Genomic DNA, 14,463 nt, shown 5'->3' on the forward strand with positions numbered 1-14,463 from the left:
ACCCGCGCCCCCGCCCTCGACGACCTCGACCCGAAGAGCGCCCAGAGCCGCCACGCCGCCCTCTCGGCGGAGATCGCGGAGCACGACCGGCGCTACCACGGCGAGGATGCGCCGACGATCTCGGATGCCGAGTACGACGCCCTGCGCCGGGAGCTCGAGACGATCGAGGCGCGCTTTCCCGATCTCGCCGGCACCGGCGCGGCCTCGGCCAGCGTCGGCGCCAAGGCGTCGGACAAGTTCGCCAAGGTGCGGCATGCAGTGCCGATGCTCTCGCTCGGCAACGCCTTCTCGGACGAGGAGATCGGCGAGTTCGTCGAGCGGGTGCGCCGCTTCCTCGGGCTCGCCACCGGTGAGCCGGTCGCCTTCACGGCCGAGCCGAAGATCGACGGCCTGTCCCTGTCGCTGCGCTACGAGGACGGGCGCCTCGTCACCGCGGCGACGCGGGGCGACGGCGAGGTCGGCGAGGACGTGACCGCCAACGTCCGGACGATCAAGGAGATTCCCGAGGTCCTGGCCGGCGGGGACTGGCCTAGCGTGTGCGAGGTGCGGGGCGAGGTCTACCTGTCGCACGCCGATTTCGCCGGCATCAACGCCCGCCAGGAGGCGGCCGGCAAGCCGCTCTTCGCCAACCCGCGCAACGCCGCCGCCGGCTCCCTGCGCCAGCTCGATTCCAGCATCACCGCCTCGCGTCCCCTGCGCTTCTTCGCCTACGCCGCCGGCGAGATGTCCGAGCCGCCGGCCGAGGCGCAGTTCGAGATGATCGAGGCCTTCACGTCCTGGGGCCTGCCGGTGAACCCGCTGACGGTGCTCTGCATCGATGCGGCCGCCATGCTGGCCCATTACCGGATGATCGAGGCGCGGCGGGCCGAGCTCGGCTACGACATCGACGGCGTCGTCTACAAGGTCGATTCCTTCGCGCTCCAGCGTCGCCTCGGCTTCGTCGCCCGGGCGCCGCGCTGGGCGCTCGCCCACAAGTTCCCGGCCCAGCGCGCCACCACTGTGGTCGAGGCGATCGACATCAATGTCGGACGCACCGGCTCGCTCAACCCGCTGGCGCGCTTGAGGCCGGTCACGGTCGGCGGCGTCGTGGTCTCGAACGCGACGCTCCACAACGAGGATTACGTCCACGGCGTCGATGCCGACGGCCAGCCGATCCGCAGCGGCGTGGCGATCTGGACCGGCCAGACCCTGCGCGACGACGTCGACCTGTCGCAGGGCTCGGACGTGCGCGTCGGCGACACGGTGGTGGTCCTGCGCGCCGGCGACGTGATCCCGAAGGTCGCCGACGTGGTGCTGGAGCGCCGCCCGGCCGACGCCGTGCCCTATCGCTTCCCCGAGACCTGCCCGGCCTGCGGCAGCCACGCGGTGCGGGGCCTGAACCCGCGCACGGGCAAGCTCGACGCGGTGCGCCGCTGCACCGGCGGCCTGATCTGCCCGGCGCAGGGGCAGGAGCGGCTGAAGCACTTCGTCTCGCGCAACGCCTTCGACATCGAGGGCTTCGGCGAGACCTACATCGAGACCCTGTTCGAGGCCGGCCTGGTGCGCCAGCCCGCCGACCTGTTCCGGCTGGAGTTCGAGACCCTGAAGGAGGCGGTGGTCGCCCGGCGCCAGGCGCTCTCGGCTGAGCGGGCGCTCGCCGCCGGCAAGGAGGTCAAGAAGGCGGCCAAGAAGAAGGACGACGAGGACAAGGCGATCAAGAACCTGCTCGCCGGAGTCGAGGCGCGGCGAACGATCCCGCTCAACCGGTTCATCTTCGCGCTGGGCATCGAGCAGGTCGGCGAGGCTACCGCCAAGGCGCTCGCAAAGCACTTTTCCGACATGCCGGCGCTGATGGCGGGCGTGGCGGCCGCCGCCGCCTGCCAGCCCGGGCCGGACTGGATCGCGCTGGCGAGTCTCGACCGCGTCGGCGCCACCACCCGCGACCGGCTGCTGGCGGCCGCCGCCGAGGCGCCGGAGGCCGACCTTCTCGCCGGCGGCGCGGTGGCACGGCTCTCCGCCCCGCAGCGCGAATCCCTGGTCGAGGCCTACGGCGACTCTGCCGGCGTCCGTGCGGCGGTGGAGCGCGCCGCGTCCCAGGTGCCCGGCGACGCCTACCGGGCGCTCGCCGACGACGGCGAGATCGGCGCGGTCACCACCGCCTCGCTGATCCAGTTCTTCTCCGAGGAGCACAACGTCGCGGCGGTGGAGGCCCTGCTCGCCGAGGTCGCGACCGAGCGGGCGCCAGCGACGGCGCAAGGAGCGGCCTTCAGCGGCAAGACCGTGGTCTTCACCGGCACCCTGGAGAAGATGACCCGCAGCGAGGCCAAGGCGACGGCCGAGCGCCTGGGCGCCAAGGTCTCGGGCTCGGTCTCGGCCAAGACCGACCTCGTGGTGGCCGGGCCGGGCGCCGGCAGCAAGCTCAAGGACGCCGAGAAGCACGGCGTGACGGTGGTCTCGGAGGAGGAGTGGCTGGCGATGGTGGCGTCTGCCTGAAATTCGGCGCCTTCGCGGGGAAGAGCGCGGGGATGACCTTTCCCCGCACCCTCGCGATCGATTTCGAGACCGCCAACGAGCGCCGCGACAGCCCCTGCGCCGTCGGCCTCGCCTGGATCGAGGGCGGGCGGGTGGTGCGGCGCGAGTCGCGGCTGATCCGCCCGGCCGAGATGCGCTTCTCGCCCGGCAATATCCGGGTCCACGGCATCCGCCCGCGGGACGTCGCCGGTGCGCCGTCCTTTCCCGAGGCGATGGCGCCGTACCTCGCGGAGATCGCCGGCAGCCTGGTGCTCGCGCACAATGCCAGCTTCGACGTCGGGGTGCTCGCCGCCACGCTCCAGGCCTATGGCCTGCCCCAGCCGGCCTACGCCTCGCTCTGCACGGTGCAGCTCGCCCGCCGGCACTGGCCGGGGGAGGGCGGGCAGGGCCAGGGCACCTACCGGCTCTCGGCGCTGGCCGCCCGGATCGGCGTGACGTTTCGCCACCACGATGCCGGCGAGGACGCCTATGCCTGCGCGGAGATCGCGCTGGCGGTGATGCGGGAGGCCGGCGCGCCCGACATCGCGAGCCTCGCCAAGGGACACGGCCTCCTCCGCGAGCGGGCCGGGGAGGGCGCGCGCTCGCCCGAGGGAATCGCCGCCCGGGCCCTGCGCGGCGTGGCGCCGAGCCGCACCCGCGCGCCGCTCCTGCACTTCGTCGTGCGCGGCAGCACCGGCACGCCCTACGACGTGCGGCTGATCGAGGGCCGTGACGGCCCGCGCCTGCGCTGCTCCTGCGCCGGGGCGCGGTTCCGGCCGGATTGCCGACACGTCCGTGCGCTCGCAGCCGGCGAGATCGACGCGCTCCTGTCGGACAATCCGGGGGACGTGGCGGCGCTGGCGGGGTTGTTGCGGATGGGGTGAGCGGCACCGTCCCGGCCTCTCGCCACCCTCAGACACGACAAAGGCGGGCCCGCGCTCGCGCGCGGCCCGCCTCGTACGGTGACGGCGGTCTATGAAACCCGCGAAACCTCAGTGGGTCTCGCGAACGGCCACGGCATTCGGCGTCAGGCCGAAGCGCTCGGCGAGGTGCCAGCGCAGCTCGCGGGAGGAGTGGTAGCCGTAGCTCTTGTCGATCAGGTGGCTGACGTCGATCGGGCGTTTGCCGTCGCCGAAGCGGCTGATCTGGTCGACGTGGAAAGTCGTGCCGTCATTGAAGACGGACGGCGCGCCGTCGCGCCGGGTGAACTCGAACAACATGATGTCTTTTCTTCTATCGTTGCGGCGCTCCTCGTCGGAGCGACTGTGCGTGGCAGGCGGCCAGATGGCCGCCGGCGGAGCATCCCGTTGAGCCCGCGGGCCCGAAACACTCCAGTGCGGCCTGGGTTCCGTAACCTTAACGGGATTATCGTTAAGGCCACGTAAACCCGGGCCGACGGGTCGCCCTCAGGCGACCTGCAGGTTCACGGCCGACATCTTCGAGCTGTCGCGCCGATCGGCCTGCAGCTCGTAAGAGACCTTCTGGCCCTCGACGAGGCCGCGCAGGCCAGCCCGCTCCACCGCGGAGATGTGGACGAAGACGTCCTTGCCCCCATCATCCGGCTGGATGAAGCCGAAGCCCTTCTGGTCGTTGAACCACTTGACAGTACCAGTATTCACGCGGTCGTCCTCGTCTCGTTAGAAGTCGCAGCGAGCCACCCTCGGATCGAGAGCAGCGCGGCGCGACGGCGCCAATGTATCCGGGAAGGGGCGTGTTCGCAGGGTTCCTGAACCCATGGGCTTTGGAACCGTACGGGGCGTGATCGCCCGGGCCGCCCGCCCGTTGCCGCTGAGACCCATGTAGGAACCCAGTCTGGCCGGAACAAGGCAGGGGCCTCAAGATCTGCACGCGGAAGCGTGTGTCAGGGGTGGCTGCGCCCGCGCTGGTTGGGGTCGATGGCGCCCTCCGGCGTGGTGTCGTTCGCCACGTCGCCCTCGTCGGTGTTGGCCCCGGCAAGATCCTCCGGATCGCCGCCCGAGATCGTCATGCCCTTCGAGCTGCCGATGCCGGGATTGCCCTTCAGGTCGGCGTCGGTGGGCGTCGTGGTCTTCGGCTGCTTCGAGGTCATGCGGGGTCTCCTCACGTGAGCCCGCCTAACTGTTGAGGGCCTGCTCCAGTTCGCCCCGGGTCATGCGCGAGCGCCCCTTGATGTCGCGGCGCTTCGCCTCGTCGTAGAGCGCGGCGCGGGTCGCATGGGACCGCGTGTCGCGCTCCTTGGCCCGGGTGCGGCGGAAATTCGACCGGTTGTCGGCCGGGCTCTCCTGGTTCGAGGCGCCGGCCTCGCGGAGCGCGATGGCGATGGCCTGCCGGCGGTCGGTCACCGGCGCGCCGTCGTTGCGCTCCAGCTCGCCCTCCTTGAACTCGTGCATCACCCGGGCGATCGTGCCCTTCTGGGCCTCGGTGGTCCGGGTGCCGGTGGTCTTGGTGCTGGTCGTCTTGGTACTCTTGCGCGCGGCCATGATCGTCATCCGCTCGTGTCAGGGCGCTCGCGCGCCCGTTTGCCGAGGTATCAACGTCGCCGAGGCCGGGGCGTTTCGGGCCGTGCAGGCCGGGTGTGCGTGGAATTCCCTGTCGCCTCCGGGAGATTGCTCCCATATACGGGCGACATCGTATAGTGTCGGACGCTCCATGGCGGGTATCTCGGTTTCCCTCGAAGGTTCCAACATCCAGCTCTCGTTCCAGAAGGACGACCAGGCGACCGCGGTCATCATGGATGCCAGCGCGGCCCGTGCCCTCGTGCGCGCGGTGGGTCAGCTCCTGACGGTCATGCACGAGCCGGACGAGGGCGACGCCGACGACCTCGGCGACGAGGAGGCGGCGTTGCTGGACGTCACCTCGCCGGCGATCGAGGTCGGCACCGACGAGCAGGGCCAGGCGGTGGTGGCGCTCCAGGCCGGCGGGTTGCCGCCGTTCCAGCTCCGCCTCACCGACGAGGAGGCCCGCCACGTCGCCACCTCCCTCAACGAGATCCTGAACGCTCCGCGCGACGTGCGCAGCTCGCACGGCGGGCACTGAATGCGAGAAGGGCGCCCGGTCGGGGCGCCCTTCGGTTATCGTCAGATGCGAATGCCCGGGTTGGTCGGGCCGCCCGGCAGGTAGTCCGGCTCGGAGCCCGGCCCGGTCGGGTCGGTGATGCCCGGGTCGTTGACCGGGTAAGGCGAGCGCGGGCCGGTCGGGCCGGTATCGGGCAATTCGTCGGGCGCGACCGGGGGCGGCATGTCGCCGGGAATGCCGCCGCCGGGGGTCGGCTCGTGGCCGGGCAGGCCTGGATTGGCCATGGTCGTGCCTCCTCTGTGGGTGCGGGTATGAGGGTTTAAACCGCCCGGCGCGATGCAGTTCCGTCGCGGCAGGGTCCCGGAACCGGCCTGACCACGGGTCGTTGCCAGGGCATTCGAACCCCCGGCGACCACCCTTGGAGGACGACCCGATGCCCGACATCAATCAGGCCAAGATTCTCATCATGGCGACCGACGGCTTTGAGCAATCCGAGCTCGAAGTGCCGAAGGCCAAGCTCGGCGAGGCCGGCGCGCAGGTGACGGTGGCGGCGCCGAAGTCCCGCCAGGCGCCCGACAGCATCCGCGGCTGGGACGAGACCGACTGGGGCCGTCCGGTCAAGGTCGATGCCGATATCGAGAGCATCGATGCGTCCGCCTACGACGCCCTGGTGCTTCCCGGCGGCCAGATCAACCCGGACAAGCTGCGCCTGGAGCCGAAGGCGCTGGAGATTCTGCGCAGCTTCCTCGCGAGCGGCAAGGTCGTGGCCGCGATCTGCCACGCGCCCTGGCTGCTGGTCGAGGTCGGCGCCGCCAAGGGCCGCAAGATGACCTCGTTCGCCTCGATCAAGACCGACGTGATCAATGCGGGCGCCGAGTGGCACGACCTGCCTGTGGTCACCGACGAGGGCATCGTGACCAGCCGCAACCCGGGCGACCTCGACGCCTTCTCGGCGAAGATCATCGAGGAGATCCAGGAGGGCCGCCACGACCGCGCCGCGGCGTGACGGCTGGTCGGCGAGCCGGACGACAATGAAAAAGGCCCGTGCGGCACACGCCGCACGGGCCTTTTTCGCGAGGGGGGACCCGGGCGAACCCGGGCCGCTCGCCGTCGCGCCAGGATGCTACCCGATATTGCCCGCCCCGAAAGTGGTGTCGGCGAAGGTCGAACGCCCTTCCGTCGCGCCGTATTGCAGGTAGTGCTGCATCGGGTCGATCCGGGCCTGCGCCACGTCGCCGTAGGCCCCCAGATACGCCGTCGAGTCGAAGCCCTTCGACGGGTCGCGGCCCTCCGTCCAGCCGTACTGGTCGTAGTGCATCAGCGGGTCGATCCCCGCCGCCTTCACGTCGCCATAGGCCGCAAGGTAGCCCTTCGTGTCGAACACCGCGTTCGGGTTGCGCCCCTCCTTCCAGCCATAGGTCCGGTAGTGCTCGTAGGCGTAAGCCGCGGAGTCGCCACCCGCCGCAATGGCCGCGCGGGCAACGTCGGCGTTCGAGAGCAGGTAGTACTCGGCGTCGAAGCCCGGATGCACCGCGAGGTCGGCGGTCTTGCCGATGGCGGCGTAGATCGGCCGGCCCTCGTCCTGGCCGTATTCGAGGTAGTGCTTGAGCGGGTCGATGCCGGCGGCGCGCACGTCGGCGTTGCGGGCGAGATAGAGCTCGTTGTCGAAGGCGGCGGAGGGATCGCGGCCCTCCTTCCAGCCGGCCTGGTCGTACTGGTCGAGCGGGTTCTGACCGGAGGCGCGGACGGTCGGGTTGGCGGCGAGGTAGCCGGTGGTGGAGAACAGCGCGTTCGGGTCGCGGCCCTCCGTCCAGCCATACGTGGCGTAGTGGGTGTCGGCGTCCTGGCCGGCGGCGAGCACGTCCTTGTTGGTGGCAAGGTAGAACAGGTCGTCGACGAGGGGGGCGCCGTCGCCGGTCACCACCGTCGCGTCGGTGAAAAGATAGCGCTCGAAGCCGGTGACCCGGTCCTGGCCCTCCGGCCCGACGATCAGCGTGTAGGCGCCGTCGCGGGTGACGCTGGTGTCGGCGAGCCGCGAATTGAACACCAGCGTGTCGGTGCCGGTCGCGCCGGTGGGCGAACGGCCGCCGAGCAGAATGTCGTTGCCGGGCGAGTTGGTGATGGTGTCGTCGCCGGCGCCGCCGCTGATGATGTCGTCGAAGGCCGTGCCGGCCAGCGTGTCGTTGCCGCTCGTGCCGTTGCGGACGACGCCGCGGGCCAGCACCGTGTCGCTGCGTGCGGCGAGGTTCTGGATCCGGGTGTCGCCGGCCGGATTGGTGTCGGCGGTGCCGTAGGGCGTGGTGGCGTAGAAGGCGCGCAGGTACTCGGCCATCGCGTCCTGCTCGGTGCCTTGAGCCGCGAAGGTCGCCGAGTTCGGCAGCGAGGAACCCGGGGTGGCGGAGGCGAGCGCCACCTTGTTCTCGCCGTAGGCCGGGAACGGGTAATTGTCGCCGCCCAGACCTGGCGCCGTCGAGGTGCCGGTCGCCAGGAAGTCGAGGGTGACGGTGCGGATGCTGCGGTTCGGGTCGCCGACCAGCTGTCCGTTCTGGACCAGGGTATCGGTGATCCGGCCGTTCTCGTCGACGATCGCCGCGTTGAGGATGCGCTGGCCCTCGCGGGTGACGTTGCCGTTGGCGTCGAGAGTCTGGGCGGTCTTGGTGGCGTCGAAGGAGAAGCTGAGGCCCCCGATCTGCGGGAACTGGCCCGGGGTCGCGCCGGCGGCGGTGGCCGAGACCGCGTGCTCGAGGAGCCGCTTCATCTCCAGCGCCGAGACCGTGGTGACGGCGAGCGCGTTGTTGAAGCGCAGCGAGTTGGTGACGTCGAGCTGCGAGATGTCGCCCGATTGCTTACCAGCGGAGGGGTTGGCGGCGGGCGGCAGCTCGGCGGTGCCGCCGCCGGCGGTCGAGAACGAGCCGATCGAGTCGCGGAGGCCGCCGCCGTTCTTGATCGAGACCGCGACCTTCGGGTCGTACTGCTTGGCGTACCAGAGGTTGGCGTCGGCGGAGAGATCGCCGAGATTGGTCTCCTCGGTGCGGACCTCGCCCCGGCGGCCTTCCAGGTAGACGCTGGTGCGGCCGAGGATGTTGCCGTCCTGCTGGCGGATGATGTCGGCGACGCCGGCAGTCTCCTGGATGCCGTCGTTGTTGACGTCGAGGCCCTCGATCATCTCCTTGACCAGGTAGCCCTTGGTGCCGGGCGCGAAGGCCGCCTGGGTCGAGCCCCAGAGCTGCGCCACCGAGGTGTCGTCGACCGCGACCGCGCCGGAATTCTGCGGCGTGACCGAGTCGCGGATGACGTTGCCCTGGTCGTCGAAGGTGACGGTCAGGCGGCCGACATAGGAGTACTCGGAGGCCGTGTTCACCAGCGCCAGGGTCTGGCCCGAGGCGTTGGTGAAGAATTGCGGGTAGGCGCCGCCCGCGGTGTCGCCCGGCAGCAGGCGGTCGTTCGAGTCGGACAGGAGGGTGTGCGAGCCGCCGCCGATCAGCACGTCGACGTTGCGCAGGAGCGGGGCGAGGGCCTGCTCGTTGGCGAGCTGCTGCAGGTGGGTGCCGACGATGACCTTGTTGAGGCCGGGATTGGCCGCGAGCACCCGGTCGACCTCGGCATTGATCTGCTGGGCGAGCAGCGCGATCTCGTCGCGGCCGGTGAAGCCGTCGAGCGTCACGTTGCCGAGCGTGGTCAGCAGCGGCTCGAGCTGGGTCGTGGCGCCGATGAAGGCGATCTTCTCGCCGTTCTCGGTGATGATCGTCGACTTGGCGATCTTGTCGGCGCCGGTGCCGGTCTGGGTCGAGGTCGGGCCGGTCTGGGCGAAGGTGGCGGCGTCGCCGTCCTGGTGGACGAGGCCCGAGAGGGCCGATTCGCGTGAGAAGTTGAGGTTCGTCGACAGGTAGGGGAACTGGGCCCCGATCCAGGTATCGTCGGAAGCCCCCGGGCTCGAGCCGAGATTGGCGGCGATGATGTTGGCGACCTCGTTCGGGCCGGAATCGAACTCGTGGTTGCCGAACACCGCGGCCTGGACGCCGATGATGTTCTGGATCGTGATGTCGGCCCGGCCGGGCGAGGCGGTGAGGCGGCTATAGGCGTTGGCGCCCGACAGCCCGTAGAACTGGTTGTAGATGCCGTTATAGGTCGCGTTGAGCTGCGGATCGGCGCCGGCGATGAAGAACGGGCTCGGGATCCAGCCGTCCCCGGTCGAGAGGGTGATCGAGTTCGGGGTCGCGCCCTCGAGCTTGTCGACGATCGCCGCGAAGTTCGGCGCCCGCTGAGTCGCCAGGAGACCGGCCTCCCAATCGGAGGCGTGCAGGATCTGGAGCGTGTAGGTCATCGGGGCAGCCTGCTGGGTGGTGAAGTCGAGCTGGTCCTGCGCGAGGCCCGCGAAGGCGTTGCCGGCCGTGTCGGTGATCGCGCCCTTCGGCACGACGACGTCGTAGGCTTTGCCCGCCTTGAGGTCGGCGCTCGGGTTGATCGTTACGGTGTCACCCGAGACGGTGACCTGCGTGGTGTCGGTGACCGCGATGGTGCGGATGTCGCCCGCCCCGTCGGTGAGGGTGATCGAGCCGGTTCCGGTCTTCACCGCCTCGCTGAAGCGTAAGGTGATGGTGGCGCCGGGCGCGACGCCGGTGGCGTTGTCGCCGGGCGTGGCGGAGACCAGCGTCGGGGCGGTCTGGTCGAGCTTGAGCCCGACGAGGATCGGGTCGTGGTCGGATTCGCGCGCCGCGACCCGGCCGTCGAAGTACGAGGCCGGCCGGCCGAAATCGAGGTTGTAGTCGATCGCGTCCGCCTCGTCGGCGTTGACGTGCCACTCGGTCACGCCGGTGACCTGCCCATTCAGGCTGGTGTTGACGAAGGCGTGGTCGAGGGCGCCGTAGGCCCCGTCGAAGACGTAGGAATACGGGTTGGCGAGTCGGTCCTCGGCGAGGTTGGTGAAGCCCCCGGCCTTGATCGTGTCGAGGGCGTCCTCCTTGAGGTAGGCGTTGAAGTCGCCGAGCAGGATCGTGTCGGAATCCTGCGTGCCGGTCGGCTTCGTCGCTAACCACTCGGTCAGCGCCTTGGCGGCGAGCTCGCGCTGCTGCTGCCACGCGCCCTGGCCGTCGCCCTGGTCGGCATCGGCCCCGGTGCCGCTGCCGCTCTTCGACTTCAGGTGGTTGATGACTGCGGTGAAGTCTTCGCCCGTCGCAGTTTCCCGGAAGGTCACCGCCAGGGAGGCGCGGCTGGTGTTCACCCCGTTGAAGACGTGGCCGATCGTGCTCTGCTGCAGCAGCGTGGGATCGAAGCGCGCGACGTCGGCGTCGTCGAGCGTCTCGATCGTGGTGTCGAGCGCGACGCTGACCTTGGACGGCTTGTAGATGAAGCCGACCGCGATGGCGTCGCCGCCGAGGAACTGGCCGTTGGCGAGCTGGCTGCCTGGATTGATAGAGGCGTAGGTGCCGGCCCCGGCCCGGGCGTTGAGCTGGCCGACGAGGTATTCGAGCGCGTTGCCCGGGTTGCCCGGCTGGAACTGGTTCTCGAGTTCCGTGAGGCCGAGCACGTCGGCGCCCGTGCCGATCAGCGTGGTGACGAGCTTCTCGGTCTGGCGCGCCAGCTCCTCGCTGGTATTGGCCCCGCGGGGCTGCTGGCCGATCGCGGTGAGCGCGCTCGACGAGGCATTGAGTCTGGTGAAGTAGTTGAGGACGTTGAGGCTGCCGACCTTCAGCGTGCCCCCGACCGCGTCCGGCGTCGCGGGGCGCGGGTTGGCCTTGGTGAAGGTGTTCGAGCCGTCCTCGATCGACCGCACCCGGAAGGCGTTGGACGGGCCGTAGCCGAGGGTCCCGGTGAGCCCGGTCACGGTGTCGCCCATCCGCGGGGCGGTGGCGGTGGCGTAGGTCGGACCGAAGCCGTCGAGAGTCTCGATCGGCAGGTTCTGGGTGTTCAGCCCGTCGTCGTAGGTGATCGAGCGCGCCGCCGTCTGGGCGAGATAGGCCGCGTAGGCTTGCGAATTCGGCTCGAATTCGTTGGTGAAGGTCTCGGGCCGCCCGCCCGCCGCGAGGCGGATCTCGTTGAAGCGGTCGAGATTGAACTGCTCGGAGATCGTGAGCGTCTGGGGGAAGCGGACCAGCATCCCTTCGTAGCGCTCGAGATCCGGTTGCGCGGTGGTCCCGGTGCCGACGACACCTGCGGCCGGCAGGGTCACGTCGACGGCCAGCGCCTTCACCTCGGCCGCCGAGAGGGCGCTGGCCTGCACGACCTGGATGCCGGAGGCGGCGTTGACCGTGAGCTGCGTCTCGCCGTTGAACTCGGTGACCGTGCCGGTGACCCGGACCCGGTCGCCCTCGTTCACGTCGACGAGGCGGTTGCCGGTGCCCTCGTAGACGAACAGGCCCTCCGAGGTCAGCGGGTTCGAGTCCTGATCGGCCTTCTCCTCCTGGAGATAGAAGCCGCCGAGGTTGCGCTTGGCGTCCGCGTCGCCGTTCTGGAAGTCGCCGACCACGATCGCCTCGACCGTGACGGTCCGGCCGACGAGGGGGCTGGCACTGCCGCTGCCCTGCACCGCCGAGATCAGGGTGACGTCGTCGTTGAGGATGGTGCCGGTCGCGGTCGCGTTGCCGGCGGCCAATGCGGCGGTGATGCCGGCCTGGTTCGAGGAGGCGCTGCGCAGGGCCAGCGAGAAGGTCTCGTTCGGCTCCGGCGTGGCGTCGCCCTGCACGGTGACGCTGATCACCGCCGAGGCGGCGCCCGCCGGGATCGTGCCGGCGATGATGAGCGGCAGGGCGGGGCTGCCGGCGAAGTCGGCGGAATTCGCCGGGCTCGCGCCGATGCCGCCGAGTTCGGCGGTGAAGGCGACCGCGCCCAGCGTGCCGTTCGTGCGCTGCACCGTGAAGCTGAGGGTCGTGGTGCCGCTGTCGCCCTCCGGGCGGCTCACGGTGAGGGAATCGGCCGCGAAGAAGACCTCCTGCGTCGCGCCCTGCGGCAGCGCCGCGTAGAGGGTCGCGCCGCCATTCGCCACCTCGTTGGCCGAGACCACCAGGTTGGTGCCGGTCGGGTTGCGGTCGGCGGGGATGAAGGTCAGCACCTCCGGGCCGAGATCCGCGGCCGAGCCGGCCAGTGGGGGCACGTAGGAGACGTAATTCGCGTTCGCCGGATCGGTCACGTCGTAGACCAGGATGCCGCTCTGGCGCTCCAGGCCGACAAAGGCGTAGGTGCGCCCGTTGACCGTGCCGACCGTGATGCCCTCGGGCTCCGGCCCCTTGTTGTCGGAGCGGTCGTCGGGGGTGTTGGCGACGGTCTGGTCGTTGTTGAAGCGCTCGGGGGCGATCTGGGCGAAGATCTTCTCGAATTCGCCGCCTGTCTCGCGCACCTTGGTCAGCGTGCCGTCGGCGTTCTGGCGGAAGATCGAGATGCCGCGGCCGCCGAGCGTGGTGAGCCGGTCGATGACCCCATCGCCGTCGGTGTCGCCGGTGCGCAGCAGGACGTTGAGCCGGGCATAGGCCGCGTTGGACTTCAGCGCCTGCAACTCGGGCGTGAGCCGGCTGTTCGGCACCGCGCTCAGGCGCGCGACGTCGCTGGTGTCGTCGGCGCCGCCGATGACCCGCTGGTCGCCCTCGTTCGCCGTGACGAAGTAGGTCGCCCCACCCGTCGTGAACGACGCGATGCTGTCGGGCTGCAGCAGGCCATAGATCGGGGTGTTGGCCGGGGTGCTGGCGATCCGGATCGAGGCGGTGCCGTTCGGCCCGTCGCGGTCGGAGGCGTCGAACTCGTTGCCGGGCAGCGCGTGGTCGACCGCGCCCAGCGGCTGGATCGCGATCGGCGCCGTGCCGGGGTTGGCGAGGTCGATCACCGCGACGCCGTTCACCTCCTGCAGCGTGACGTAGGCGAAGCGGTTGTCGGGCGAGATCGCGATGTATTCGGGCTCGATATCGGCCGCGGCCGTGGTGCCGGGCGTGATCGCGAGCCCGCGGGCGCGCAACGTCGCCTCGGCGCCGTTCAGGCCCTCGAACCCGACCGTGGTGAGGACCGAGGCGCCCGCCGCCCCGCCCGAGACGTCGATGATCGAGATGCCGCCGACCGGGTTGCTGGCGGCGCTCGCCTGCTCGCCCTCGTTCGCGACGAGGAGGCGGGTGCCGTCGCGGTTGAACACCAGCTGGTCGGGCCCGACCCCGACGGTGAGCGAGCGCAGCAGCGTCCCGTCGGCGTTGAACAGCGCGACGCGGCCCGCCGCGTCCCCGGTCGCGTTGGCGTAGGCCACCGCGACGAGGCCGTTATGGACCGCGACCGAGTTCACCGCGCCGTATTGCTCGAGCCCCGACAAAAGGATCTCGCCGGATTTGCGCAAGCTGCCCGCGGCGTCGAGTGCGACGATCTCGATCCGGTTCTCGTTGGTGTTCTGGACGTAGAGCCGGCTGGTCGAGGAATCGTAGGCCACGACCTCGGCGTTCGGCGCCACTTGCGTCGCCGCATCGTTGGTGGTCGCGTAGGCCCCGAGGCGTACGAGCTGGAGCGCGTTGGTGGCGGTCGGCGGAGTCGTGGCAGTCGCCCCCGACAGGCCTTGGAGCGAGGGCGCGGCGTCGAAGATCATGGTGCCGTTGACAAGCGTGGTGGCCATGGGGTCCAGTGTCTCCGGGCGCGCGGGAAGAGCGGCGGCGCACGGACGAGCGCCAGCCTTCAGCGCGAAGCTGTTAGGGCTTGAAGAGTCAGGGCGCGCGGCGGCACTGGGCTCGCCCGCGATCGTTCGACGTGTCGGACCGAGTCGGGCGAGTCTGCCTTGTTACAGCATGTGTCGGACTGTGTTCGCTCTGTATGGGCGTTCTGCGACAGTCCTGTGAAAGTTGCCGAAGTCACCGGCAGTCCTGCTTCCGGGACCGTGGCAGCCAGGAGCCTTTGGATCGTTCCCCGGCAAAATATCGCCCCGGATCCAGCCCGTCACGACGTCGCCGCCACGAAAGAAACCCCGCCGTCGAGGCTTCGACGGCGGGGTGCGATCGTCAGATCGGTTGGTCGGTGAGG

At 70.2% G+C, this 14,463-nt stretch carries 10 protein-coding genes; 4 read left to right on the top strand and 6 right to left on the bottom strand.

The features are described 5' to 3' along the window. Together ligA and ABZT49_RS33475 are read left to right on the top strand one after the other, a co-directional pair. Positions 1–2,472: NAD-dependent DNA ligase LigA (gene ligA / locus ABZT49_RS33470; RefSeq protein ID WP_355292830.1), on the top strand; the 2,472-nt coding region annotated here is incomplete at its 5' end. A 32-nt stretch (positions 2,473–2,504) separates the two neighbouring features. Then, complete coding sequence (locus ABZT49_RS33475) at positions 2,505–3,374, top strand: 3'-5' exonuclease (protein WP_355292832.1); 870 nt, start codon at positions 2,505–2,507, stop codon at positions 3,372–3,374. Between the two features lie 108 nt (positions 3,375–3,482). On the opposite strand, the gene ABZT49_RS33480 is transcribed toward ABZT49_RS33475, so the two are convergent. The 4 genes from ABZT49_RS33480 to ABZT49_RS33495 form a co-directional block, all read right to left on the bottom strand. Further along, entirely contained in the window at positions 3,483–3,710 is a 228-nt protein-coding gene (locus tag ABZT49_RS33480; protein WP_093566250.1) for an AsnC family transcriptional regulator, read from the bottom strand. A 186-nt stretch (positions 3,711–3,896) separates the two neighbouring features. Beyond that, on the bottom strand, positions 3,897–4,109 hold the full coding sequence (locus tag ABZT49_RS33485; RefSeq protein ID WP_060846239.1) for a cold-shock protein: 213 nt from the start codon (positions 4,107–4,109) through the stop codon (positions 3,897–3,899). Positions 4,110–4,351: 242 nt separating this feature from the next. Beyond that, entirely contained in the window at positions 4,352–4,558 is a 207-nt protein-coding gene (locus ABZT49_RS33490) for a hypothetical protein (protein ID WP_355292834.1), read from the bottom strand. A 25-nt stretch (positions 4,559–4,583) separates the two neighbouring features. Beyond that, a complete protein-coding gene (locus tag ABZT49_RS33495) occupies positions 4,584–4,949 on the bottom strand; it encodes a DUF6496 domain-containing protein (RefSeq protein ID WP_355292835.1) in 366 nt (121 codons plus the stop codon). A 169-nt stretch (positions 4,950–5,118) separates the two neighbouring features. On the opposite strand from ABZT49_RS33495, the gene ABZT49_RS33500 reads away from it, so the two are divergent. Beyond that, on the top strand, positions 5,119–5,505 hold the full coding sequence (locus ABZT49_RS33500; protein WP_355292836.1) for a hypothetical protein: 387 nt from the start codon (positions 5,119–5,121) through the stop codon (positions 5,503–5,505). 41 nt (positions 5,506–5,546) lie between these two features. Here ABZT49_RS33500 and ABZT49_RS33505 read toward each other — a convergent pair whose 3' ends face one another. Beyond that, positions 5,547–5,768 (bottom strand): hypothetical protein, encoded by a 222-nt coding sequence (locus ABZT49_RS33505; RefSeq protein ID WP_355292838.1) that lies wholly within the window; start codon positions 5,766–5,768, stop codon positions 5,547–5,549. Positions 5,769–5,917: 149 nt separating this feature from the next. On the opposite strand from ABZT49_RS33505, the gene ABZT49_RS33510 reads away from it, so the two are divergent. Then, the gene (locus tag ABZT49_RS33510) at positions 5,918–6,490 is read left to right on the top strand and encodes a type 1 glutamine amidotransferase domain-containing protein (protein ID WP_355292840.1); all 573 of its coding nucleotides are present in this window, start codon (positions 5,918–5,920) and stop codon (positions 6,488–6,490) included. A gap of 117 nt (positions 6,491–6,607) precedes the next feature. On the opposite strand, the gene ABZT49_RS33515 is transcribed toward ABZT49_RS33510, so the two are convergent. Continuing rightward, the gene (locus ABZT49_RS33515) at positions 6,608–14,032 is read right to left on the bottom strand and encodes an ExeM/NucH family extracellular endonuclease (RefSeq protein WP_407943632.1); all 7,425 of its coding nucleotides are present in this window, start codon (positions 14,030–14,032) and stop codon (positions 6,608–6,610) included. Between the last annotated feature and the right edge of the window lie 431 nt (positions 14,033–14,463).

Origin of the sequence: Methylobacterium sp. EM32, assembly GCF_040593685.1 — a bacterium.
Lineage (GTDB): Bacteria > Pseudomonadota > Alphaproteobacteria > Rhizobiales > Beijerinckiaceae > Methylobacterium.

Excerpts from the sequence above, each read along its gene's own strand:
- ABZT49_RS33475 (WP_355292832.1), top strand. The coding sequence starts at position 2,505 with ATGACCTTTCCCCGCACCCTCGCGATCGATTTCGAGACCGCCAACGAG.
- ABZT49_RS33480 (WP_093566250.1), bottom strand. The coding sequence starts at position 3,710 with ATGTTGTTCGAGTTCACCCGGCGCGACGGCGCGCCGTCCGTCTTCAAT.
- ABZT49_RS33490 (WP_355292834.1), bottom strand. The coding sequence starts at position 4,558 with ATGACCTCGAAGCAGCCGAAGACCACGACGCCCACCGACGCCGACCTG.
- ABZT49_RS33495 (WP_355292835.1), bottom strand. The coding sequence starts at position 4,949 with ATGGCCGCGCGCAAGAGTACCAAGACGACCAGCACCAAGACCACCGGC.
- ABZT49_RS33500 (WP_355292836.1), top strand. The coding sequence starts at position 5,119 with ATGGCGGGTATCTCGGTTTCCCTCGAAGGTTCCAACATCCAGCTCTCG.
- ABZT49_RS33505 (WP_355292838.1), bottom strand. The coding sequence starts at position 5,768 with ATGGCCAATCCAGGCCTGCCCGGCCACGAGCCGACCCCCGGCGGCGGC.
- ABZT49_RS33510 (WP_355292840.1), top strand. The coding sequence starts at position 5,918 with ATGCCCGACATCAATCAGGCCAAGATTCTCATCATGGCGACCGACGGC.